Source organism: Streptomyces sp. NPDC085946, from assembly GCF_044540485.1.
In the GTDB taxonomy this organism is placed as follows: Bacteria; Actinomycetota; Actinomycetes; order Streptomycetales; family Streptomycetaceae; genus Streptomyces.
On record NZ_JBITSF010000001.1, the window covers coordinates 277353 to 300785 of the forward strand.

19 protein-coding genes are annotated in these 23433 nt (G+C 75.7%); 4 read left to right on the forward strand and 15 right to left on the reverse strand.

Annotated elements, in window-relative coordinates:
- Positions 1-2 precede the first annotated feature (2 nt).
- Together ACIF8T_RS01230 and ACIF8T_RS01235 are read left to right on the forward strand one after the other, a co-directional pair.
- Positions 3-416 carry an acyl-CoA thioesterase gene (locus ACIF8T_RS01230; protein ID WP_400029870.1) on the forward strand — a complete coding sequence of 138 codons (414 nt, stop codon included), beginning with the start codon at positions 3-5 and terminating at the stop codon, positions 414-416.
- Positions 413-1087, forward strand: a complete 675-nt coding sequence (locus ACIF8T_RS01235; protein WP_400029872.1) for a hypothetical protein — start codon at positions 413-415, stop codon at positions 1085-1087. Before ACIF8T_RS01230 ends, ACIF8T_RS01235 begins: the two co-directional genes overlap by 4 nt.
- A 49-nt stretch (positions 1088-1136) precedes the next feature.
- Here ACIF8T_RS01235 and ACIF8T_RS01240 read toward each other — a convergent pair whose 3' ends face one another.
- Complete coding sequence (locus ACIF8T_RS01240) at positions 1137-1541, reverse strand: globin (RefSeq protein WP_400031443.1); 405 nt, start codon at positions 1539-1541, stop codon at positions 1137-1139.
- A 177-nt stretch (positions 1542-1718) separates the two neighbouring features.
- Between ACIF8T_RS01240 and ACIF8T_RS01245 the strand changes: the two genes are divergently transcribed.
- Positions 1719-2711 carry a methyltransferase domain-containing protein gene (locus ACIF8T_RS01245; protein ID WP_400029874.1) on the forward strand — a complete coding sequence of 331 codons (993 nt, stop codon included), beginning with the start codon at positions 1719-1721 and terminating at the stop codon, positions 2709-2711.
- A gap of 27 nt (positions 2712-2738) precedes the next feature.
- Here ACIF8T_RS01245 and ACIF8T_RS01250 read toward each other — a convergent pair whose 3' ends face one another.
- The 11 genes from ACIF8T_RS01250 to ACIF8T_RS01300 form a co-directional block, all read right to left on the reverse strand.
- On the reverse strand, positions 2739-4118 hold the full coding sequence (locus tag ACIF8T_RS01250; RefSeq protein WP_400029876.1) for an FHA domain-containing protein: 1380 nt from the start codon (positions 4116-4118) through the stop codon (positions 2739-2741).
- 113 nt (positions 4119-4231) lie between these two features.
- The gene (locus ACIF8T_RS01255; protein ID WP_400029878.1) at positions 4232-5578 is read right to left on the reverse strand and encodes a VWA domain-containing protein; all 1347 of its coding nucleotides are present in this window, start codon (positions 5576-5578) and stop codon (positions 4232-4234) included.
- 100 nt (positions 5579-5678) lie between these two features.
- Positions 5679-7046 carry a PP2C family protein-serine/threonine phosphatase gene (locus tag ACIF8T_RS01260; RefSeq protein WP_400031445.1) on the reverse strand — a complete coding sequence of 456 codons (1368 nt, stop codon included), beginning with the start codon at positions 7044-7046 and terminating at the stop codon, positions 5679-5681.
- Between the two features lie 918 nt (positions 7047-7964).
- Positions 7965-10589, reverse strand: coding sequence for a tetratricopeptide repeat protein (locus tag ACIF8T_RS01265; protein ID WP_400029880.1), 2625 nt, complete (start codon positions 10587-10589; stop codon positions 7965-7967).
- Between the two features lie 31 nt (positions 10590-10620).
- On the reverse strand, positions 10621-11946 hold the full coding sequence (locus ACIF8T_RS01270; protein ID WP_400029882.1) for a hypothetical protein: 1326 nt from the start codon (positions 11944-11946) through the stop codon (positions 10621-10623).
- A gap of 114 nt (positions 11947-12060) precedes the next feature.
- Complete coding sequence (locus tag ACIF8T_RS01275) at positions 12061-13098, reverse strand: glutamate ABC transporter substrate-binding protein (protein ID WP_400029884.1); 1038 nt, start codon at positions 13096-13098, stop codon at positions 12061-12063.
- A gap of 35 nt (positions 13099-13133) precedes the next feature.
- Positions 13134-14558, reverse strand: a complete 1425-nt coding sequence (locus ACIF8T_RS01280; protein ID WP_400029886.1) for a hypothetical protein — start codon at positions 14556-14558, stop codon at positions 13134-13136.
- A gap of 167 nt (positions 14559-14725) precedes the next feature.
- A complete protein-coding gene (locus ACIF8T_RS01285; RefSeq protein WP_400029888.1) occupies positions 14726-15697 on the reverse strand; it encodes an N-acetylglucosamine kinase in 972 nt (323 codons plus the stop codon).
- A complete protein-coding gene (locus ACIF8T_RS01290; protein ID WP_400029890.1) occupies positions 15688-16953 on the reverse strand; it encodes a 6-phospho-beta-glucosidase in 1266 nt (421 codons plus the stop codon). Before ACIF8T_RS01290 ends, ACIF8T_RS01285 begins: the two co-directional genes overlap by 10 nt.
- 285 nt (positions 16954-17238) lie before the next feature.
- Positions 17239-18450: an ROK family transcriptional regulator gene (locus tag ACIF8T_RS01295; RefSeq protein ID WP_400029892.1), complete on the reverse strand. Its 1212-nt coding sequence runs from the start codon at positions 18448-18450 to the stop codon at positions 17239-17241.
- 178 nt (positions 18451-18628) lie between these two features.
- A complete protein-coding gene (locus ACIF8T_RS01300; RefSeq protein WP_400029894.1) occupies positions 18629-19723 on the reverse strand; it encodes a mechanosensitive ion channel family protein in 1095 nt (364 codons plus the stop codon).
- A 322-nt stretch (positions 19724-20045) separates the two neighbouring features.
- Here ACIF8T_RS01300 and ACIF8T_RS01305 point away from each other — a divergent pair, with 322 nt between their 5' ends.
- Entirely contained in the window at positions 20046-20582 is a 537-nt protein-coding gene (locus ACIF8T_RS01305) for an HNH endonuclease (protein WP_400029896.1), read from the forward strand.
- A 150-nt stretch (positions 20583-20732) separates the two neighbouring features.
- On the opposite strand, the gene ACIF8T_RS01310 is transcribed toward ACIF8T_RS01305, so the two are convergent.
- From ACIF8T_RS01310 to ACIF8T_RS01320, 3 genes are read right to left on the reverse strand one after another with little or no spacing between them, the layout of a single operon-like run.
- On the reverse strand, positions 20733-22100 hold the full coding sequence (locus ACIF8T_RS01310) for an ABC transporter permease (RefSeq protein ID WP_400029898.1): 1368 nt from the start codon (positions 22098-22100) through the stop codon (positions 20733-20735).
- Positions 22097-22783: an ABC transporter ATP-binding protein gene (locus tag ACIF8T_RS01315; RefSeq protein ID WP_400029900.1), complete on the reverse strand. Its 687-nt coding sequence runs from the start codon at positions 22781-22783 to the stop codon at positions 22097-22099. The genes ACIF8T_RS01310 and ACIF8T_RS01315 overlap by 4 nt, the downstream gene beginning before the upstream one ends.
- Positions 22780-23313 carry a PadR family transcriptional regulator gene (locus ACIF8T_RS01320; protein WP_400029902.1) on the reverse strand — a complete coding sequence of 178 codons (534 nt, stop codon included), beginning with the start codon at positions 23311-23313 and terminating at the stop codon, positions 22780-22782. Before ACIF8T_RS01320 ends, ACIF8T_RS01315 begins: the two co-directional genes overlap by 4 nt.
- Between the last annotated feature and the right edge of the window lie 120 nt (positions 23314-23433).

Genomic DNA, 23433 nt, shown 5'->3' on the forward strand with positions numbered 1-23433 from the left:
TCTTGCGGCACATCTACCGCTGCCCGCTGCGCTGGGCGGACATGGACGCGTACGGCCACGTCAACAACGTGGTGTTCCTGCGCTACCTGGAGGAAGCCCGGATCGACTTCCTCTTCCGCCCGGAGAAGGACTTCAAGCAGGGGTCTGTGGTGGCGCGCCACGAGATCGACTACAGGCGGCAGCTCGTCCACCGGCACGCGCCGGTGGACATCGAGCTGTGGGTCACGCAGATCAGGGCGGCGTCGTTCACCATCTCCTACGAGGTGAAGGACGGCGACCAGGTCTACGTCACCGCCTCGACGGTGATCGTGCCGTTCGACTTCGAGACGCAGCGTCCGCGCCGGATCACGGCGGAGGAGCGCGCGTTCCTCGAGGAGTACAGGGACGACGAAGAGGCGGAGGCCGTCGCCGCATGACGGTGCTCCACCTCGCCGACGAGGGGGAGGCGGCGGATCTCGCGGCCTTCCTCTCCCGGCTGCTCCACTACGACCGCGGAGCGGCCGTGCGCCTCCAGGCGGCGGGCACCGCGCTCGCCGTCTTCGGGCGGCCGCCGTCCTTCGAGGTGCTGGCGGTGCGCGCGGTGCGGCTGGCCAAGCCGTACGAGAACGGGCTCGACGTCACCCTCGACGTGACGGTCTCCGCCGGCGAGCTGCTGGAGTCGGTGGACGAGCAGGCCGCCACGGCCGTGGTCCCGGCCGCGGTGACCGGCCCGCCGTGGGCGGGCGTGCTGCCGCCGCGCGGCGGCTGGACGCCCGAGCCGGGACTGCCCGCACCGGACGCGCTGCGGGCGCTGGTGGCCGCCGCGGTCGCCGAGTTCCGCGCGCGGACGGGGGAGCTGCCGTCCGAGCGGCGCACCCGGGCCGAACTCGACCGGATCGGCCGCGAGATCTGGTCCCGCACGGTCGGGGACACCGGGCTTCCCGTGCGGGCCGTGCACGCCGCCCAGTCGCTGGGCTTCCTGCGCCCCGCCGACGGGCAGCAGCCCGCCCTGGTCTCCTGCGGCGCCTGGCTCCGGCTGCGCACGCCGTACGGATCGGTCGCCGTGCGCCGGGCCGGGGCGGGGACGCTCGGCCTCAGCGTGCGCTGACGCGCTCCCCGGACCCGCGGCCGGCGCGGCGACCGCGGGCCGGCACCCGTCAGTCCGGGGTGTTCACCATCGAGGCCGCCGCGTACGTCAGGTACTTCCACAGCGTCTGCTCGTGCTCCTCGGACAGCCCGAGCTCGTCCACGGCGACCCGCATGTGCTTCAGCCAGGCGTCGTGCGCCGCCCGGTCGACGGTGAAGGGGGCGTGGCGCATCCGCAGCCGGGGGTGGCCGCGGTTGTCGCTGTACGTCGTCGGGCCGCCCCAGTACTGGATGAGGAACAGGACCAGGCGCTCCTCGGCCGGGCCGAGGTCCTCCTCGGGGTACATCGGCCGCAGGAGCGGGTCCTCGGCCACCCCCTCGTAGAAGCGGCGGACGAGCCGGCGGAAGGTCTCCTCACCGCCGACCTGCTCGTAGAAGGTCTGCTCCTGCAGGGTGCCGCGCCGAATCTCCGTCACCTGGGTCTGCCTCACCAATCTCCTGCCGGTCCGCCCCGGGGCCGCTGCCCGGGGGCCGGGGGTGTCCCCGGAAACGCAGTACGCCCTCCATGGTCTCAGACTCGGGGACGCAGGACTCAAGGCTTAGGACCGGCCGGACCGGGCCCGCCCGGGGCCGACCGCTCGTACCGTGGAGACATGGGCGGGCACGCGACCGACAGCGACGGCACGGACCTCGCCGGCCTCGCCGCCGCGGCGCGCGCGGAGCTGGTGCGGCGGATCGACGCGAGCGGCGCCTGGGACGCCGACCCCGTGTGGCGGGAGGTGTTCGCCGCGGTGCCGCGCCACCTCTTCGTGCCGTACTACTACGTCGGTGCCGTCGGCGGCTACGAACGCCGGTGGGGCGACAGCCCGGACCCCGGGGCGCGCGAGCGGTGGCTGCGGGGCGCGTACGAGGACACCCCGCTGGCGACGCGGCTGCGCGACGGCGCGCTGCTCTCCTCCAGCAGCCAGCCGTCCCTGATGGCGACGATGCTGGCGGAACTCGGGGTGGAGGACGGGCACCACGTCCTGGAGATCGGCGCGGGCACCGGCTACAACGCCGCCCTGCTCGCCCACCGGCTCGGCGACGACGACCTCGTCACCACCGTCGACCTGGACCCGGAGATCACGGAGTCGGCGCGCCGGCACCTGGCCGCCGCCGGGTACCACCCGGTCGTCGTCACCGGCGACGGCGCGCGCGGCGTGCCCGAACGCGCGCCCTTCGACCGGATCATCGCGACCTGCGCCCTGTCGTCGGTCCCGCGCGCCTGGCTCGCCCAGTGCCGTCCGGGCGGCCGGATCCTCACGCCGCTGGCCACCGGCCTGGTCGTCCTCACGGTGCGCGACGCCGGGCACGCCGAGGGCCGGTTCCTGGACACGCCCGCCTACTTCGTGCCGCTGCGCGGCGCGGACCGCGCCGAGGGGGACGTACCGGCCCTGGGCGGGGTGCCGCACCGGGCCAGGGAGAGCGACCTGTTCCGGTTCCTGCTGGCGCTGACCCGCGGCAGCCTGGACCCGCAGGAGGCGTACGCGCTGTGGGAGGGCGAGGGCATGCCGGAGCGGGACCGCTACGGCATCACGGTGCGCGGCGAGCACGAGTGGGCGTGGCTGGACGACCCGGAGGGGCCGTACGCCTGGCCCCTCCGCTGATCGCCGTGCGTCGCCGTGCGCCGTGGGTCAGGCGCTCCGGCGGATGGTGATCGTCGTCCAGGCGCCCACGTGCACCCGGTCCCCGTCCTGCAGCGGCACCGGGACGAACGGGGTGATCGGCTCCTCGGAGCCGTTGACCGTCGTCCCGTTCGTCGAGTTCTGGTCGACGACCGCCCAGCTGCCGTCCGGCTGCTGGACCAGGACCGCGTGCTGGTGGGAGACGCCCGGGTCCTCCGGCGGCACCGACAGGTCGATGTCCGGGGTGTCGCCGGTGGAGTGGCGGCGCCGGCCGATGGTGACCTGGTTGCCGGTCAGCGTGCGCTGCTGCTCGGGCGAGTACGCGGGCAGGTTCAGGCCGGCGGCCTCCGGACCGGAGCGCTGCATCATCGCCATGAAGTAGTCGCGGTCCGGGCCGATGGTCGCCGTCCAGGTCGCCGGCTGCTGACGCTGCTGCGGCGGCTGGTGCTGCTGCTGTTGGTGCGGCTGCTGCTGATGCGACTGCTGGTGCTGCTGCGGCTGCTGGGGGAAGCCGCCCGGGGCGGGCGGGGCCTGGGTGGCGGCGGGCGGCGGGAAGCCGTAGCCCTGGCTCCGGCCGGGGCCGTCGGGTCCGCCCGGGCCGGTGGACGGCGGGGAGATCACCCAGTCGTCGTCACCGCCGCCGAAGGGCGCGCCGCCCTGCCGCGGCCGCTGAGTCTCCTGCGGGAATCCGGGCGGGGCCGGCGGGCCGGACTGCTGGAACGCCTGCGGACCGCCGTGCGGGCCGCCACCGGGACCGCCGTGCGGGCCGCCCGGTCCACCCGGGCCCCCGTGTCCACCGGGACCGGGCGGCGGCGGGACCGGCCGCGACGGGTCGGCTCCGAAACCGGGCGCTCCGGACGGACCGGGAGGGGCGGGCGGACCGGAGGGGTCGCCGCCGAAGGGCGGGCCCGGCGGGATCGGCTCGGCCGGGCGGTTCACCTGCGAGGGGCGGGAGCCCCGGTACTCGTACGGGTCACCGCCGCCGTACGACGGGGGCGGGCCCGGGGGCTGCTGGAAGCGCACGCCCGGACCGGGCGCCGGAGGGCGCGGCGCGGCGGGGGTGTACGAGGTCGCCGTGTTCGTCAGGAAGTTCCACCGGCACTCCTCGCAGAACGGCGCACCGCCCTCGCGGGGCGTGCGGCACTGCGGGCACAGCTCGGGCTGGGCGTCCGGCACGGCGGACAGGTGCGGCCGGCCGTCGGGTCCGCCCGGACCACCGGGGCCACCGGGTCCGCCCGGGCCACCGGGGCCGCCGGGCGGCGGGAAGCCGTAGCCGCCGGGCGGGGGCGGCGGCGGGGGAGGCGGAGGCACGGCACCGGCCATGCGGTGACCGCAGACCTCGCACCAGTCGTCGGAACCCGACTGGTGTCCGTTCGGGCAGGTCGGCATGTCGGCGCTTCCCCCTCTCCTTTCCGGTCGCTTCGACCGGATTTCTCCAACCCCGAGGGGTCAGGCTCGTCGCTTGTCCAGGATCTGTCCGGGTCCGACGGTGTCGGCCCAGGTCACTTCTTTACACGAACAGTCTTGGTGGACCGTGTCTCGAGAGTCATCTCGTCGGCCTCCTCGACCTTCGCCTTCAGTCGCACAGTACCGGTCGCGGCATCGACCACGTCCACCACCTTCGCAAGGAGTTTCGCAGTATCCGCGTTCCCGGAGGCGCCGGCGAGCTGAACGGCGCGGCCCAGTTTGGCCGTTGCTCCGTCGTAATCTCCCGCTTTGCGTAGATCGAGCCCTTGCTGGATGACCTGTGCCAGTTCGGCCTGCCCGGTGTAGTGGGCGACCTGGGGGTTGATCGAGGTGGAGGCGGCCATGTCGTCGGTCCACACGGCCCGGACCAGGCCCTGCGCGCCGAGGCTCTGGACGCCGCCCCCGGGCTGCGGGACGACCAGCGAGACCCGGGCGGCGAGCATCTCCTGCCCGAGGCCGGCGGGCGGCACCTCCACACAGACGTGGTAGTCACGGGACTCGTCTCCCCAGGACCCGAGCGGGTAGTCCCCGGCGCGCGGGCCCGCCTCCGTGCGGCGGCCGGTCAGCTCCTCGACCGTCGGCGCGACCTGCTTGACGAACTTCACGGTGGTGCCGACCGGGGTCCACAGCCGCAGGGAGACGTCCGCGACCTCCTTGCCCATCGCCGTCTCCATCATCCGCGTGAAGTCGGCGGCGAGCCCGGCCGGGTCGGCGACGATGTCGGCGGTGCCGAGCAGGGCCGAGGCGATCCCTGTGACTTCTTTCACTTCCCAGTCGGTGCCCACGCCGCGGGCGTCGCAGGTGAAGCGGCCGGCGCACGCGTCGAGCGTCGCCTTGAGGTCCTGCGGCGACTCGTGCTCGTTGCGGCCGTCGGTGAGCAGGATGCCGTGCCGGATGACGACGTCCGCGGAGGACAGCAGGCGGTCGGCGAGCCGGAGCCAGGTGCCGATGGCCGTGCCGCCGCCGGCGCTGAGCCGGCGCAGCGCCTGCTTGGCCTGCTCGCGGGTGGTGGCGTCGGCGACCGCGAGGCGCCCGCCGCCCGGGTAGACCTCCGTGGCCACGTGCGTGCCGCCGATCACCGCGAAGTGCACGCCGTCGCGCAGGGTGTCGATCGCGGCGGCGGTCGCGTCCCGGGCGTTGCGCATCTTGGTCGGCGGGTAGTCCATCGAGCCGGAGCAGTCCACCATCACGGCCACGGCGGCGGACGGGCCCCGGCCGGGCCCGTACAGGTGGGGCGCCGTGACCGCGCTGCCGATGGTGCCGCCGCCGGTCGCGGTCACCGTGACGATGGCGTTGACCTCGCGGCCGCCCTCCGGCAGGTACTCGTTCTGGTACACGTCCACCGAGAACTGCGGCACGTTCGACTTCGAGAAATTGGCCATGCCTGCTTCGATCCCCCTTGGTAGCCCCCCGCCGGAGCGGGGCGACGACGATGAGCGGACCGGTCCCCTCCGGTCCGCCGAGGCGTCCCCGTACGCGGCCTCAGGCCGATCCTGCCCCCTGCGCCGGTGCGGGGAACGGCACGAGGGCCACTGTTACGTTGTCGTGGCCCCCGCCGTCCAGGGCGTGGCCGACGAGGACGCGCGCACCGTGCAGCGGGCGCGCGGCGGCGTCGAGGGGCACGGCCCGGGCCATCTCGTCGGCCGCCTCGGCGTAGTTCCACAGGCCGTCCGTGCACACCACGACCACGCCCGGGCGGTCCGGCTTGAACGAGGCGGTGTGCGGCTCCAGTTCGTAGGCGTCCGCGCCGAGCCAGCCGGTGATCGCGTGGGCGCGCTCGTCGGCGTACGCCTCGGCCTCGCTCATCAGGCCCGCGGCGACCATCTGGGCGGCCCACGAGTCGTCCTCGGTGAGCCGGGCCGGAGGCGAGGCGCGGTCCATCGGCACCCAGTAGGCGCGGCTGTCGCCGACCCAGCCGACGACCAGCAGGCCGGCGGTGACCACGGCGCCGACCAGGGTGCAGGCCGGGGCGTTCTGGTGGGGGGCGTGCTCGCGGGCCGTGGCGGGCTCGTCCGCCAGGGAGTTGACGGCGCGTGAGGCGGCGACGATCGCCTCGTGCATCGCCTGCTGCGGGTGCGTGCCGCGCGGCAGGGCGGCGAGCAGGGACTCGCTCGCGGCCTTCGACGCCGCGAGGGAGGCGTCGTCCGGGCGGGTCGCCGAGGAGACGCCGTCGCAGACGACGGCCACGGAGGCGGGCGAGCCGTCGGGCAGGGCGGTGCAGCCGATGGCGAACGCGTCCTCGTTGCGGTGGTGGCGCAGGCCGCGGTCGCTCACGGCGGCGACCGGACCGGACTCCTGCTCCATGTGGTCGCGTTCGCGCGGCTGGGCGTGGCCGCAGTTCTCGCAGTAGCCGTCGGGGTCCACGTGGCCCGCGCGGCAGGCCACGCACACCTTGCCGCCGGCCGCGGTCTGCGCCGCCAGGTCGGTGGCCACCCGCGGGTCCGGGGCCTGCAGCGGGTACTCGTCGGGCTGCGGAGAGCCGCCCGGCTGCGGCGGGACGGCAGGGGTGGGGAGCGTGCCGGGCCCGTGTGCGTCCGGCCCGTGCGGGTGGGGCCCGTGCGCGTCCGGCTGCGGCGGCCGGTCGAAACGCACCTCGGAGACGGCCGGGGCCGGGGCGGCCGCGGGCTGCGGCACGGTGACGCCCGCAGGCGGGGCGGCGGGCGGGGCCGGGGGCGGCGGCACGGGGGAGCCGTGCGCGGAGGAGTGGGGCGTGCCGGTCGCCTGCGGCTGCGGGGGTGCCGTGCCGGGCGCGTGCGGCTGCTGGGGTGCGGCACCGGGCTGGTGGGCCCGGGACGGACCCCAGGGTTCCGCCTGCGCGGGGGCGGGGGGAGGCGGGGCCTGCGGTGGCAGGGGGGAACCGCCCGGCTCCCCGCCCGCGGCATGCGGCGCCGCTGGGGCGGGCCCGGCGGGTGCCTCGGGGACGGCGGGGCCCTCCGGCCCGGCGAAGCCCTCCGGGCCGGCCGAGCCTCCCGGCCGGGAAGGGCTCTCCGGCCCGGCGGAGCCTTCCTGCCCGGTACGGCCTTCCGGCCCGGCCCAGCTTTCCGGCCCTGCCGGCCCGGTCGACCCCGCCGGTCCGGCGGAGCCACCCGGCGCGGCGAAGCCTTCCGGCCCGGCCCAGCTTTCCGTCCCTGCCGGTCCGGTGGAGCCACCTGGCCCGGCAAGGCCACCCGGCGCCGCGAAGCCTTCCGGCCTGGCCCAGCTTTCCGGCCCTGCCGGCCCGGTCGACCCTGCCGGTCCGGCGGAGCCACCCGGCTCGGCGAAGCCTTCCGGCCCGGCCCAGCTCTCCGGCCCTGCCGGTCCGGTGGAGCCACCTGGCCCGGCAAGGCCACCCGGCGCCGCGAAGCCTTCCGGCCTGGCCCAGCTCTCCGGTCCTGCCGGTCCGGCCGACCCTGCTGGCCCCGCGGAGCCACCCGGCGCGGCGAAGCCTTCCGACCCGGCTGAGCCTTCGGACCCGGTGAAGCCACCCGGCCCTGCAAGTCCGGCCCAGCCTTCCGGTCCTGCCGGTGCTGCCGGTGCTGCCGGGCCCTCCGGCCCGGCGGGCCCGCACCACGGGCCGGCCGGCGGTGGGGCCGTCGGAGGTCCGGTGTACCCGGGGCCCGGCGGAGCCGGGGGCGGCGCCGTGCCGTTCATGGCGATCGTCGGGTTGTCCTCGGGCCGTGCGGGCACGGCGGACAGGTCGTATCCGCACGCGCCGCAGAAACGGTCACCCGATTCGAGGGGTTCCTCGCAGCTCGGGCAGGCGGACAGCCGGGGCATCTGCGACATCAACTACACCCACGTCCGGGGGCGGTAACGGTTGGCTCGTTCCACCAGGTCGATCCTCTCCTCGCCGCTGCGCGCGAGCCGGGCCAGCGTCCGGTACGAACGCTCCAGCCCGAAACGCAGGCCCCGCTCGTCCAGGCCGCTGCCGAGCAGCGTCCGTCCCCCTGCGGCACGGGGGTCCCCGCCGCCCGGACGGAGGGGGGAGCCCGGGGGAGGGACGGAACCCCGGCCCCCGGAGAGTACCCAGTCCAGCGCGCAGCCGAGGACCTCGGCCGCCAACTCCTCGCGGCGCGCCGGGTCCAGACCGTACGCCTCCAGGGCCTCGACCTGTCCGGCGGCGGCGGTCAGGTCGTCCAGGAACGGTACGTCACCGGCCGCCGCGGTGCGCTGCCGCAGCCGCGCCCGGACGGCGGCCACGCGCGCGGCCGTGTAGTGGATGGACGACTCCGGCACCGACTCCAGGGTCCGCACCGCGCCCCGCCGGTCGCCGGTGACGAGCTGGACGCGGGCCAGGCCGAACGCGGCGCTGACGTAGCTCGGGTCGGTCGCCCACACCAGGCGGTAGTACTCGGCGGCGTTGTCGAGCTGCCCCAGCACCTCCGCGCACAGGCCGAGCGCCAGCTTGGGCGCGATCTCGCCGGGGAAGGCGTCGTAGACGGCGTCGAAGGCGAGGGCCGCGCCCTCGTGGTCGCCGGTCACCAGCGCGGCCACGCCCCGGTACCAGACCACCCGCCAGTCGTCGGGCCGCCCTTCCTCCAGCGCCGCCAGCAGCCGCAGCGCGGCGGACCGGTCGCCGGTCTCCAGCCAGGCCCGGACCTGCCGCAGCCGCGTCTCGATCGAGGGGGCGGGCGCCGCCGCGAGGGCGCCGGTCAGCTCGGCCGGAGCGGAGGTCATCAGACCCGCCAGAAACCCCGCGTTGGGGTCGGACGGGTCGACCAGGGGCACCGGCAGGGCGAGGGCGGCGGCGGGCGTGGGAACGGGCTTGACGAGGCCCGGCGCACCGGCGGGGAGGGCGCCGCCCGGCGCTCCGGCGGCTCCCGGTGCGGCGGGCGCGGTGGCGCCCTTCCCGCCGTCCGGCACGGCCCGTGCCCCCAGCCGCGACACCTCGCCGTCCAGCCGCGGGAACAACTCCGTGTCGGTGAGCCGCAGTTCCGGGCCGAACAGGGTCGACAGGGCGGGCCGGGAGCGGCCCGTCTGCAGCGAGACCACCTCGCGCAGCACGCCCGTCAGCTGCTCGCCCATCTCCTGCGCGGAGGCGAACCGGCGGCCCGGGTCGGGGTCGGTGGCGCGGACCAGCAGGCGGTAGAACGACTCGTACTGCCGGAACACCTCGATGTGGTCCGGGTCGGGCAGGGAGTCGGCGTAGACGGTCGTGTAGCCCTGGAAGTCGAAGGTGAGGACGGCGAGGGTGCGGGCGACCGTGTACAGGTCGGACGCCACCGACGGGCCGACCTCGGCGACCTCCGGCGCCTGGTAGCCGATCGTGCCGTAGATGGCCGACTCGTCGTCGTCCATGCGGCGCACCGCGCCCATGTCGATCAGCTTGAGCTGGTCCTCGGTCTGGATGGCGTTGTCGACCTTGAAGTCGCAGTACAGCAGGTTGCGGGTGTGCAGGTGGCCGAGCGCCTCCAGCGCCTCGATGCCGTACGCGCAGGCCTGCTCCACCGGCAGCGGGTCGCGTCTGCCCTCCGGGGTGCGGCGGGCGTTGGCGATCTCCTTGAGCGACTTGCCGCCGACGTACTCCATGACGATGTAGCCGTCGAGGGAGCCGGTGCGCTGGTCCAGGTGCTCGACGAAGTTGTAGATCCGCACGATGTTGGCGTGCTCGATCTCCGCGAGGAACCGCCGCTCGGAGATCGCGGCGGCCATCGCGTCCTGGTCGCCGGTGTCCAGCAGGCCCTTGAGCACCACCCAGCGGTCGGAGACCGCCCGGTCGACGGCGAGGTAGATCCACCCCAGACCGCCGTGCGCCAGGCAGCCGACCACCTCGTACTGGCCGTGCACTATGTCGCCGGCCCGCAGCTTCGGGACGAACGAGTACGGGTGGCCGCACTTGGTGCAGAAGCCCTCCGTGCGCCCGGGGCGCCCGGCCCGGGCCCGGCCCACCGGCGCCCCGCAGTCCGAGCGCGAGCAGAACCGCTTGCGCTCCGGCACCTCCGGGTCGTCCAGCACCATCGCGCGCGGATCGGGCCGCGGGATCGGCGGGACCTGCACCAGCCCGGCGCCCAGGCGGCCCCGGACGGAGGACCCGGCGACGGAACCCGAGCTGCGCACCGAGACGGAACGGCCGGTGGACCGCCCGGACAGGGAGCGCGACAGCCGCCCCGACACCGAGCGCCGCGACTTCGACGACTGCGAGGAGGTCCGGGCGCTGCGGGCGCTGGAGCGGGAGCTGCCGCTGCCCGCCGAGCCGCGCGAGCCCCTGCCGCCGGCGGTGACACCGGTCGGCGCCGAGCCGACCGCGCCGGACCCCGAGACGACCGGGGCGAGCCCGCAGGTGTCGCAGTACAGCTCGCCGCCGCCCACGTCCTCGTACGCGCCGTCGCAGCCCGGCCGCTGGCAGGCCTGCCGCGGCCCACCCGGGGCAGGGCCCGGCTCCCGGCCCGGTGGCGGGTTCTGTGCCTGACTCATGACGCTGCCTCCCCCTCGTCGCTCACGCGCCTCACTCCCCGCGGTCCCCGGGCCCGCCCTGGCCGGGCACCCGCGGCGCGGAGCCCAGCAGTTCGGCGGCCGCCTGCTGGTAGCGCAGCACGGCCTGCTCGGCGGCGCGCAGGTCGCAGGGCGCGCTCCACAGCATGCGGCGCGCCTTCTCGTACCGCTCCACCAGCAGCGGGTCCTCCGCGAACCCGTGCCGGGCGACCTTCGCCTTGTACGCGTCGAGGCGGCCCCGCAGCTCGGCGCGGACCGCCAGGGGCGCGGTGACCGCGGTCAGCGACTCGCGGGCGCGCAGCAGTTCGTCCTCCGCCTTCTGCTCCAGGGACTCCAGGAGCGGGGACAGGCGGTGCCACTGGGCCTGCCTGCGGTACTCGGCGGCCGCCGCCAGCTGCTCCTGCAGCGCGGTCGGCGGTCCGCTGACCACCGGCACCTCCGTCGCGGCGATCTTGGCGAGGACCTCGCCGCGCGCGGTGCGCGCCTCGGCGAGCGTGCGGTCCGCGCGCGACAGCACGTCCCGCAGCCGCACGATCCGCTTCTCGGCGTCCTGACGCACCGTCAGCACCGCGTCGATCTCCCGGCGGACGTCCTCCAGGGCGCGCGCCTCCCGGTCGTACACCGTCGTGTCGGGCCGGCCGCCGCCCGGGGCCGAACTGCCCTCGGCGGGCACCCAGAACGCCAGCGGGTCGGACACCACCTGCTCGCGCAACCTCGTCAGCGTGCGGGTGATGCGCTCCAGGTCGTCGCCGGCCGGGTGCTCACCGGGGCGCACGCCCACCGAGTGCGCGAGCTGCCGGGTGCGCTGGAGCTCGGCGGCCAGGAGATCGATGCGGGCGGGCAGCGCCGACCAGACCGCGTCGGCGGCGACGACCATGTCGAGGGAGCGCGCGTACAGGTCGTTCATCCGGTCGACCAGGGTGCCGAGCGAGAAGCGCTCGCTGAGCTTGTTCGCCGTGGCGTGCAGGGTGGGCGCGTGGGCCGTGGCGGCCGCCGGCCCGGCGACGGTGACGGACTCGCCGCGCAGCAGCTCCGTCAGCTCCGCCAGGTCCTCGCGGCTGGACCAGCGGCGGCGGGCCCGGATGCCGCGGGCGGTGCGCAGCGCGCCCGTGTACGCGTCGAAGTACGTCCACAGCAGCGTGATCGACGCCTCCGTGGCCGTCCAGCGTTCCCGGGTGACGCCGGTCAGCTCGGCGCCCTCCAGCAGTCTGCGGCCCGCGTGGTCCTGGAGGGCGAGCAGCGAGGTCTCGATCGCCTCGTGCTCCGCGCCGAGCCGCGCCAGCGCACGGTCCACCTCGTCCCGGTCCATCACCGGCCCGGTGGATCCCGTGACGCCCATCGATCACCTCTCGCTGCGTGTTGTGGTCCGGTCTTCGTGGATGGGAATCGGTGGTTCCGGGAGGCCCGGCGGTCCGGGTGCCTGCCGCCTGCCCGGTCGCGCGCCGGCGTCCGGTCAGCTCTCGCGCAGGTACTTCGGCGCCGGCGGCTCCGACGTCGACGCGTCCTCGCCCAGTGTCGCCGACAGCCACCTCTCGTACGACGCCTGCCAGCCGTCGCCGTCCTCGCGGTAGTCCACCAGGATCCGGTTGACCCGGCGCACCAGGTCGTCCGCGTCCTTCTTCATCGCCACGCCGTAATACTCGGTCGTGAAGGGCACGCCCTTGAGCTCGACCGTCGGGTCCTGCGCGGCCTGGCTGGCGGCGAGGGCGCCGTCGGTGACCACGGCGTCGACCTCGCCGAGCTGGAGCCGCACGAGGCAGTCGAGCTGGTTGGGGACGACGGTGGACAGGTCGGCGGAGGCGGGCAGCTTGTTCTGCCGCTGCCCCTCCTGCAGGGTGCTGAGCGCGGTCGACCCCTCCGCCGTGCAGATCTCCTTGTCCGCGAGCGAGCCGTCGTAGCCGGTGACGGACGAGGACTTGGGCGCCAGCACCTGCTGGCCGGTCCTGAAGTAGGGCGCGGAGAAGGCGACTTTCTCGATCCGCTGGCAGCTGATCGTCATCGTGCGCACGACCATGTCGACCCGGCCCTGCTGGATCGCCGTGATGCGCTGGTCGGTGGGGATCGCCTTGAACTGCACCGCGTCCGGGTCGCCGAGTATGTCCTCGGCGATCCGGTGGACCAGGTCGATGTCGAAGCCCTCCAGCTCGCCGGAGGAGCCGCCGTTGGGGTCGCGGTAGCCCCAGCGGTAGCTGTTCTGGTCGATGCCGACGACCAGTTTGCGCTTCCCGCCGGCGCGGTTCTTGATCGCCTCGATGGTGGGGCCGTCCGCGGCGGACGGGGACAGGGTCTGCTTCTCCGGGTCCGGGCAGTCCTCCGGCGCCCTGGCCTGCTGGACCCGGGCCGCGCCGGGGCCGCCGGCGCCGTCGTCCCGCGCGGTGTGGCCTCCGGCCGGCAGCAGCAGCGCCCAGGCCAGGACCAGCGCGCAGACGGCCGCCATCGCCCCCACCCCGCCCCAGCCCTTCAGGCCGGCCCGCATCCGCCGTGCGTCCATGCGCGTGCCCCCTCCCACCGGTCCGTGCTCCCCTCTCACCGGTACTCCGACAGCCGGCGCCCGATGCCCAGCAGCGCGCCGGCCGCGCCGAGCACGGCGAGGACGGCGGCGCCGGCCGGCAGGCCGGTCATCGCGTCCCGCCCGTCCCCGGCGGCCAGCCTGAACTCCCGCTGCTCGTGGCCGATCGCCTCGGCCAGGCTGCCGTCGACGCCGTCGAAGCACTCGCCGGTGGCGCCCCGCGCGCCGATCACCTTGTCCAGCGCGGCCTGGTAGTTGCCGTTCTCGTCCTGGGCGCGGGCCGACGCGTGCCGCTTCTTCCACTCCGTCATGTTCCCGGCGGCCGTGTCCACCGGCTTCCGGCCGTCGCCGTCGTCGGCGAGCCGCGCGGCCTCGGCCAGGCCGGCGCCGAGCCTGTCGATGTTCTGCTCGAAGTCGTGGTCGTAGGCGTCGCGGACCTCGCCGCCGACCTCCTTGGTCTCGGCGCCGCGGGCCACCAGCGTGAGGTTCTCGTTGCCGCGGGCCTTCAGGGAGGCGATGCGGGCGTCGTGCAGGACGTTCAGCGAGCGGATGCCGTGGTCGTAGGAGTCGTGCAGGCCCGCGCGGGCGAGGCTGTGGCCGGCGACGAGCCAGAGCAGGACGACCGCGGCGGCGGCCGTGGCGGCGACCAGGCCGTGGTTCAGGACCCGGTTGGTGCGGCGGTAGGTGCGGTGCTGGGCCCAGGCGAGCGCGGCGAGCGCGGCGACGCCGAGGGCGATGGCCGCCCACGGGTAGGGCGTGGCGTCCGCGTAGTCCGCGCGCAGGCGCTGCTTCTCCTTCTTGTACAGGTCCTCCGCCGCCGGGAGCATCTCCTGCTGCATCTTCTCGTTCGCGTACCGCAGGTAGGCGCCGCCGACGGGGAAGCCCTGGCGGTTGTAGGTGCGGGCGCGCTCGACCAGGCCCTTGTACTCCGGCAGCAGGCGGTTGAGCTTGGTGATGGTCGCCGCCGAGGGGGAGTCGGGCTCGGAGTTGGCGGCGGCGTTGACGAGTTTCGCCGCGGCCGTGCGGATGTCCGACTCGTAGCGGTCCCGGGTCGCCGCGGTCTCCTGGCCGCCGGCGAGGAAGCCGCTGGACGCCGCGGTGTTGGCGTCGGCCAGGGAGCGGTAGATGTCGGCCGCGTCGGAGCTCAGCGGCTGACTGCTGGTCAGCACGGCGTCGGCGGCGGCCGCGCGGTCGGTGGTCTCCCACGCGGTGACCGCGCCGAAGGCGAGGACCAGCAGGGCGAGGACGGCGCCGATGATGCGCAGGCGGCCCGGCTCCGTGGTGGCCGCCGCGCGCAGGCGGTCGAGACCCTCGGCGAAGGCGGTGCGGCGGGCGCCCTGCGGTGCGGCGGGGAGCGGGGCCGGCGGCGGCGACGGCTGCGCCGGTACGGCCGGCAGGGCGGAACCCGGTGGTGCGGTGCTGCTCGTCGGCGTCTGCGTCACTGCTGACCTCCCCCGTGGCCATCCGTCGCCGCAAGTATCGCTGCCGTGACCGACATCCGCACCGGCCTTGGCTTGATCTTGATCCGATCGACGCCCGGCACCACTCCCGCTCATGAATACGCGGCGGGAATCCGTTCGGTTCCCAAAGGCTGGTACGGGGCCCGGGGTCACGGGGCGAAGTGCGCCCGCACCCGCTCCCGCGCCCGCGCGTCCGCCCCCAGGCGGTCCAGGCCCAGCAGGGCCGCGCCGAGGACCGGAGGGGCGGTGACCACCCGGGGGACCGCCCTGGGGGCCCGTGCGGCCAGCAAGGCGCGGACGCCGTCCGTCAGTTGCGGGTGCCCGGCGGCGAGGACGCCGCCGCCGAGCAGGACCGGTGTCTCCTCCTCCAGCAGGTCCAGCCGGGTCAGCGCGACCGTCGCCATGGCCACCACCTCGCCGGCCTGGCGGTCGACGAGCGCGCGGGCGACGGGGTCGCCGCCGGCGGCGGTGGCGAAGAGGACGGGGGTCAGTTCGTGCCGGCGGGTCCCGGGGATCCGGCCGAGGTGCAGGGCCTCGACGAGGGCGAGCACGGACGGCAGGCCGAAGTGGGCGGGGAGGGTGCGGGCCAGCCGGGTGGGTTCGCCGCGGCCGTCCTCCGCGCGGGAGGCGTGCCACAGCGCCTCCTCCGCCAGGCCCCAGCCGCCGCCCCAGTCACCGGAGACGCGGCCGATGGCCGGGAAACGGGCGGTGCGGCCGTCGGGGCGCATGCCGACGCAGTTGATGCCGGCGCCGCAGACGACGGCGACCCCGCGCGGCTCGGTGACGCCGGCCCGCAGCAGGGCGAAGGTGTCGTTGCGGACGGTGACCGTCGCGCCCCACGCCCGGTCCCGCAGCGCGGCGGCCAGGTGCTCCTCCTCGACGGGGAAGTCCGCGTTGGCCAGGCAGGCCGAGACGTGGTCGACCGGGCGGACCCCGGCGGCGGCGAGGGCCCGGCCCACCGCCCCGGCGAGCGTGCCGACGGCGGCCGCCACACCCACGGCCGGCGGGCGGAAACCGCCGCCGCGGGCCGTGGCCAGGACGTCCCCGTCCCGCGTGACGACCGCGACGTCGGTCTTGCTGTTCCCCGCGTCGACGGCGAGGACGGTGCCCGTCACGCCCACGCCAGGTACTCCCGGTTGTGCGCGATCAGCCGGTCGGCGAGGGCGTCGGCGTACGCGTACTGGCCGACGAGGGGATGGGCGAGCAGCGCCGCGAAGACGCGGTCGCGGCCGCCGTGCAGGGCGGCCCGCAGGGCCAGGTCCTCGTACGCCGTCACGTGCGCCGTCAGGCCCGCGAGGAGCGGGTCCGGCGGGGCCACGGCGAGGGGGACCGCGCCCTGCGGGCCCACCGCCGCCTGCACCTCGATCACCGCGTCGTCGGGGAGGAAGGGCAGCGTGCCCCGGTTGTACGTGTTCACCACCTGGTTCGGCGTCCCGGCGCCGCCGAGCAGGGCCGCCGCCAGGTCCACCGCGGCCTCCGAGTAGTAGGCGCCGCCGCGCCGCGCCAGCAGGGCGGGCTTCTCGTCCAGGGACGGGTCCGCGTACAGGGCCAGCAGCTCCCGTTCCATGCGGGCCACCTCGGCCGCCCGGGAGGGCTTCGTCCGCAGGTCCGCCACGACCTCGTCGTGGGCGTAGTAGTAGCGCAGGTAGTAGGAGGGGACCACGCCCAGGCGGTCCAGGAGGGGGCGGGGGAGGCGCAGGTCGGCGGCGAGGGCGTCGCCGTGCCGGGCCAGCAGGTCCGCCAGGACGTCCTCGCCCTCGGGGCCGCCGAGGCGGACGCCGGTCTCCCAGGTGAGGTGGTTGAGGCCCACGTGGTCGAGGTGCACGGCGGCCGGTGCCACGCCGAGCAGCGCGGCGAACCTGCGCTGGAGGCCGATCGCCACGTTGCACAGGCCGACCGCCTTGTGACCGGCCCGGAGCAGGGCCCGGGTCACGATGCCGACCGGGTTGGTGAAGTCGATGATCCACGCGTCGGGGCTGCGGCGGCGGACGCGTTCGGCGATGTCCAGGACGACCGGGACCGTGCGCAGCGCCTTGGCCAGGCCGCCCGCGCCGGTCGTCTCCTGGCCCACGCAGCCGCACTCCAGGGGCCAGGTCTCGTCCCGCTCGCGGGCCGCCTGGCCGCCGACGCGGAGCTGGAGGAGGACGGCGTCGGCGCCGTCGACCGCCGCGTCGAGGTCGTCGGTCAGCACGATCCGGCCGGGGTGGCCCTGCCGGGCGAAGATGCGGCGGGCCAGGCCGCCGACCAGGCGGAGGCGGTCCGCCGCCGGGTCGACGAGGACCAGTTCGCCGACGGGGAGGGTGTCCCTCAGCCGGGCGAAGCCGTCGGCCAGTTCGGGGGTGTAGGTCGAACCTCCGCCGACCACGGTGAGTTTCATGCGTCCGACCCTTCGGTCCGGTGAGCGTGCCACCCTCGGACAACGCCTTCCGGGCGCCGGGGAACACGGGGGTCACGGGGGTTGTCACCGGCACGGTGGCGGCCGGGGCGAGGTTCCGGCCGGTGCGGTGCGCGTCCTTGGCTCTCGGGCATGGCGAGGTCTCCCGGGGACGGTACGGATGTACGCGGTACGGGTGTGCGCGGTACGGGTGTGCGCGGTACGGGTGTGCGCGGTACGGGTGTGCGGGGCCGGGCGGGGACGGGGCGGCCGGGCCGCGTCCGGTGATCAGCGCGAGGTGTCGAAGACCTCGTCGCGGGTGGCGGCCAGGGCGCTCTCCAACGCGCCGCGCAGCACGGGGTGTTCACGGACGCCGCCCATCACCAGGCGCGGGCGGGAGGCGGCCAGCTCCTCCAGTTCGGCCTGGACGAGGGCGCGCAGCACCTCGCCGCCCGCGGTGAGGCAGGCGCCGCCGAGGACGACGAGCTCGGGGTCGAGGACGCAGACGAGGGAGGCCAGACCGGTCGCGAGCCGGGTGGCGTACGTCCGCAGCAGCCGCCGGTGCGGCTCGTCCTCGCGGGCGGCGGCGCGGGCGACCAGGGCCGCGGCGGCCTCGGCGCACGGGCCCCGCGGGATGTCCTCGACGCCGAGTTCGCGGGCCAGCCGCAGCACGGCCCGGGAACCGGCCAGTTCCTGGTAGCCGCCGCTGTTGGCCCGGGTGACCCGGCGGACCAGGGGGGTGCCCGGCACGGGCAGGAAGCCGACCTCGCCGGCGCCGCCGGTCCAGCCGCGGTGCAGCCGGCCGCCGAGGACCAGGGCGGCGCCCAGGCCCGCCTCGTTCCACAGCAGCACGAAGTCCGCGTGCCCGCGGGCCGCGCCGAGGCGCTGCTCGGCGACCGCGGCGAGGTTGACGTCGTTCTCGTACTCGACCGGCACGGGCAGCGCGGCGGCGAGTTCGTCGAGGAGGGCGGGGGCGTGCCAGCCGGGGAGGTGGGAGGCGTAGCGCAGCCGGCCGGTGTGCGGGTCGAAGGCGCCCGGCGTGCCGATGACGAGGCGCCGGACGTCGTCGCGGACCAGTCCCGCCGCCTTCACCGCGCCGTCCAGGGCGTCGGTGACCTGCCGCACCACGGGGGTGCCGGCGCGCCGGCCGGGCGCGGGCCGTTCGCAGCGGCCGACCGTGCGGCCGGTGACGTCGGCGACGGCGGCGACGATGCGCTCGGGGGTGACGTCGAGTCCGGCGGCGTACGCGGCGGCCGGGTTGATCCCGTACAGCCGGGCGCCCGGGCCCGGGCGGCCCTCGGTGGTGCCGCCGGCGAGGACCAGTCCCGCCGCCTCCAGGCGGGCCAGCAGATGGGAGGCGGTCGGCTTGGACAGGCCGGTGAGCCGGCCGATCCGGGCGCGGGACAGCGGACCGTGCTCCAGCAGGAGGTCGAGCGCCGCGCGGTCGTTCATGGCGCGCAGGACGCGCGGGGTGCCCGGAGTGCCGGTGTTTCCTGCCACGGGGTCGCCACCTGCCTCTCCTTCGCCGCCCGGCTTCCCGGGGTCGCGGGGGCGGCAACTGTAAGGAAAGTTTCCTTTCGGTTGCGGAGACGGTAGGCCCGGCGCGAAGGGGGCGTCAAGAGGACGCCCCCGCGGGCGACGGGATCGTCGCCCGCGGGGGCGTGCGGAGCGGGTGCCGCTACTTCGTGGTGCTCGGCGGGGTCAGCGGGGAGGCCGCCGCGGCCTGCGGGGAGGAGGTGTTGGCGTACACCGACGGGGGCGCGACCGCCGCCGTCGGGTCGGGGGCTGGCTCCTCGTCGGCCGGGACCGTGGCGCCGCCGACGATCCGGATGTGCGCCGCGTCGAACGCGCGCTTGATGCGCCAGCGCAGTTCGCGCTCGACGGTCAGGGACTTGCCCGGCATCGTCTTCGCCGAGACGCGCACCACCATCGAGTCCAGGAGCACGGAGTCCAGGCCCAGCACCTCGATCGGGCTCCACAGGAGCTCGTTCCAGGGCTCCTCCTTGCCCATCCTGTCGGCGACCTCGTCGAGGGTGGCCTTCATCCGGTCCAGGTCCTCGCCGGAGTGGACCGTGACGTCGACGTTGGCCGTGGCCCAGCCCTGCGAGAGGTTGCCGACCCGCTTGACCTCGCCGTTGCGGACGTACCAGATCTCGCCGTTGTCGCCGCGCAGCTTGGTCACGCGCAGGCCGACCTCGATCACCTCGCCGGAGGCGACGCCCGCGTCGATGGTGTCGCCGACGCCGTACTGGTCCTCCAGGATCATGAACACGCCGGACAGGAAGTCCGTGACGAGGTTGCGCGCGCCGAAACCGATCGCCACGCCCGCGACACCGGCCGAGGCCAGCAGCGGGGCCAGGTTGATCTGGAAGGTGCCGAGGACCATCAGCGCGCCGGTGCCGACGATCAGGAAGGACGCCACCGACCGCAGCACCGAGCCGATGGCCTGCGAGCGCTGGCGGCGGCGCTCGGCGTTGACCAGCAGACCGCCCAGCGCGGTGCCGTCCACGGCCTGCACGGTCCGGGTCATGCGGTCTATCAGCTTGGTGATCGCCCGCCGCACCACGACCCTCAGCACCGCGGCTATCACCACGATCAGCAGCACCCTGAGGCCGATGGCGAGCCAGGTCGACCAGTTCTGCTCGACCCAGCCGGCGGCGTTCGTCGCGCTCTCCTGGGCGTCCTGGAGCGTGGGCACCACCGGTGCCTGCGTCTCGGTGGAGGACGGCGACGGCGACGCGCCGGCGGCCAGGGGGACGGCGGGCAAGGACACGGCAGGTACCTCCAGGTGCAGCGGTCTGCCCCGGTGCGTGGTCAGGGATCGTCAACGTCGTCGAGGTCACGGAAAGGTCACCGGACGGGCAGAACCACCACACTAACGGGGCATTGTGTGTCTTCCTGCCGGATCTGCGAAGGAGAGACCGGACTCACCCGGGCTTGAACAGGCCACGGTCCGGGGGATGAATCAGGGTGTGGTCGAAAACACTCCCAGCCCGTTACCGGGACATGGTGGCGCTTCCACCAGGCCTGAGGGGAGACTGACTACGGATCGTCCCGGCGCGAGCCACGCGCCGCCGGCGTACAAGGAGGCATCCGTGCCGCATGTCCTGGTCCTCAACGCGTCGTACGAGCCACTCGGCGTCGTACCGCTCCGCCGCGCGCTCGTCCTCGTCCTCGAGAACAAGGCCGTCTGCCTCGAGGAGTCCGGCGCCCATCTGCACAGCGCGACCGTCACTGTCCCCGCACCCAGCGTGGTCCGGCTCAAGCGATTCGTCCGGGTCCCCTATCGGGGGCCCGTTCCTCTGACCCGCCGTGCGCTCTTCGCGCGCGACGGCGGCCGGTGCATGTACTGCGGTGGCGTCGCAACCAGCGTCGACCACGTCATCCCGCGCTCGCGCGGGGGCAAGCACGTCTGGGACAACGTGGTGGCCTCCTGCCGCCGCTGCAACCACGTCAAGGCCGACCGCCACCTCGGCGAGATCGGCTGGCGGCTGCGTCACAAACCCGCTCCGCCCACCGGTCTGGCCTGGCGCATCATCGGCACCGGCCACCGGGACCCGCGCTGGCTGCCGTACCTGCAGCCGTACGGCGCGGACGACGCCCTGGCCCGGATCGACGGCATCTCCGCCTGACGGCGATCCGGGCCTTCGTGGTCCCCGCGCGGGCCCGCGCGGCCGATCCCGGCGCGGGCCGGGACGACCGCGCCCGCGGGGCCGTGGACCGGCCCCGGGGAACCCCCGTTCCCCCGGGGCCGATCGGTCGTGCGGCGCTCCCCGCGCGCCTCAGGCGTAGCGCAGTTCCGCCGGGCGTACCGTGCGGCGCAGCAGCGGCAGCGCGGTGGCCGCGGCCAGCAGGCACGCGGCGTACACCGCCACCGGCACCAGCAGCGCCGCCCACGGCGCCGACCAGCCGCCGCCGTCGGCGAGCGCCGCGTAGCCCAGGCCGACGGCCGCGCCCCCGGTCCCGGCGAGCAGCACCGCCGGGGCCAGCGGCAGCGCGGTCTCCAGCAGCAGCGCCCGGCCGAGCACCGCGTGCGGCACCCCGGCGGCCACCTGGGCGGCCAGCCCCCGGCGCCGGCCGGCGAGCGACTCGGCGGTGCCGACGGCCAGGCCGGACAGGGTGATGACGAGCCCGGCCACGAGGGCCGCCGCGGTCAGGTCCAGGCCCGTCGTGTAGTGCGCGGTGTTCTCCGACAGGTGCTTGTCCGAGCGCAGGACCTCCAGCAGCACCTGCCGGACGCCCGCGAACGCGGTGCCGGCGAGCGTCACCAGCAGCACCGCCGCGTGCGTCCGGGCCGCCGCCCACGGGTCGTCGCGCAGCCGCTCCGCCGCGATCAGCACGGCCGCCGACCGGGCCCGGGCCGCGAGCAGCCGCTCGGCGAGCCGCGCCGTGGCGCCGCAGAGCCAGACCGCCCCCGCGCCGGTCAGCAGGAGGAGGCCGGCCACCGCCAGCGGCACCTTTCCGCCGGGCCCGTTCGGCCCGCCGGCGGACGTGGCGGTCACCGCGAGCAGGGCCACGGCCCCGACCGGCAGCGCCCCCGCCAGGAACAGCAGCGCCGGACCGCGGCCCGAGCGCGGGGCGGCGGTCCGTCGCACCCGGCCCAGCGGCGAGGCCACCACCCGGCGCAGCGCCAGCGCGCTCGCCGCGGCGCCCAGCACCGGCACCGCGAGGGCGGTCAGCGCGATGCCCGCCCAGGCCGGCACGGGCGGCCGGTCCCACGAGCCCAGCAGGACCGGTACCGAGCCGGCGGTGGCGGCCGCCGAGCCCAGCAGGCAGGCCAGGCCGGTCTCCAGCGCGGCGATCCGCCGGACCCGCCACGGCGAGGCCCCGGCCAGCCGCAGCCCGGCCAGCCGCCGGTCGCGGTGCACGGCACCGATGCGGGCGCACTGCCCGAGGAACCCGAGCACCGGGACCAGCAGGAGCAGCAGGGCGATGATCACTCCGGAGCGGGTGCCGGGCTGGTCCAGCAGGCCCGCGGCGACGGGCACGCGGTACTGGCCGCGCAGCGAGGCCAGCGCGACGGCCGTGAGCGCGAGGCCGGTGGCCAGGGCGGCGCCCGCCGCCGTCAGCCCGACCCGCCACCACTCGCCGCGGTCGGAGCCGCGGGTGAGCTGCCAGGCCAGGCGCAGGTCGGACCGCAGGGCCCTCACGCGGCCACCTCCTGAGGGGCCACCGCGCCGTCGCGCAGCTCCACTTCCCGGTCCGCGTACGCCGCCACCCGGGCGTCGTGCGTGACCAGCAGCACCGCCGTGCCCGCCTCGCGGGCCGTGTGCGTCAGGGCCGCCATCACCTGCTCGCCCGCCAGGGAGTCCAGCGCCCCCGTCGGCTCGTCCGCGAAGACCACCTCCGGGCCGGTGACCAGGGCCCGCGCCAGCGCCGCCCGCTGCGCCTGCCCGCCGCTCATCTCGCCGGGCCGCAGCTCCGCCTGGCCGCGCACCCCGAACCGCTCCAGCCACTCACCGGCCCGCTCCCGGGCCCCGGCGCGTCCCGCGCCGCCCAGCATCAGCGGCAGCGCCACGTTGTCCAGCGCCGTCAGCTCCGGGACGAGCTGGCCGAACTGGAACACCACCCCGAACGCGGTGCGGCGCAGCTCGCTCAGCCGCTTCTCCGGCAGCTCCTCCAGCCGCCGGCCGGCGTAGACCACCGAGCCGGCGTCGGGGCGGACGATGCCGGCCAGGCAGTGCAGGAGCGTCGACTTGCCGCTGCCGCTGGCGCCGGTCACGGCGAGGATCTCGCCGGCGTGCAGGGTGACCGAGGCGCCGCGCAGGGCCTCGGTCCTGCCGTGCGCCTTGGTGAGGGCACGGGCCGCCAGGAGCGGCACTGGGCTGTTCATGTCGCGTCGACCTCCGCGGTCAGGGTGGTGAGCCGGTCCGCCGTGGTCGTCATCCAGCGGAGGTCGGCGTCGAGGTGGTTGAGGGCGTAGTCCGCCGAGAGCACGGTCGCCAGGTCGGCGCCCGGGGCGGCCTTCACCGCCGTGAGCTCCCGCATCCGCGCCATGTGGGCGGCGCGCTGGGCCCGCAGGTAGGCGGCCGGGTCGCCGCCCGACAGGATCGCCACGACGACCTTGGCGAAGATCTCGTTCGTCACGAAGGGCGCGGGCGGGGCGGTCTCCCGGGCCCACCGGGCGAGTTCGCGCCCGCCCTCGTCGGTCGCGCGGTACACGGTCCGTTCGGGGCCGCCGTCGGAGTCGGTGCCCTCGACGCGCGCGAGGCCGTCGCGGACCAGGCGCTGGAGGGTCGTGTAGACCTGCCCGTAGGCCAGCGGACGGGCCTGCGGGAAACGTTCGTCGTGGCGTCGCTTGAGGTCGTAACCGTGGCTCGGACCCGAGGCGAGCAGCCCCAGCAGGATGTGGCGGGTGCTCATGGCGATCATTATGTACTCAGTACATGTACTGAGTGAATAGTCTGCCGCGGAGAATCGCGGAGAATCGCGGAGAATCGCGGAGAACCGCGGAGGACCGTAAGACCTCGGACGGTGCCCGCG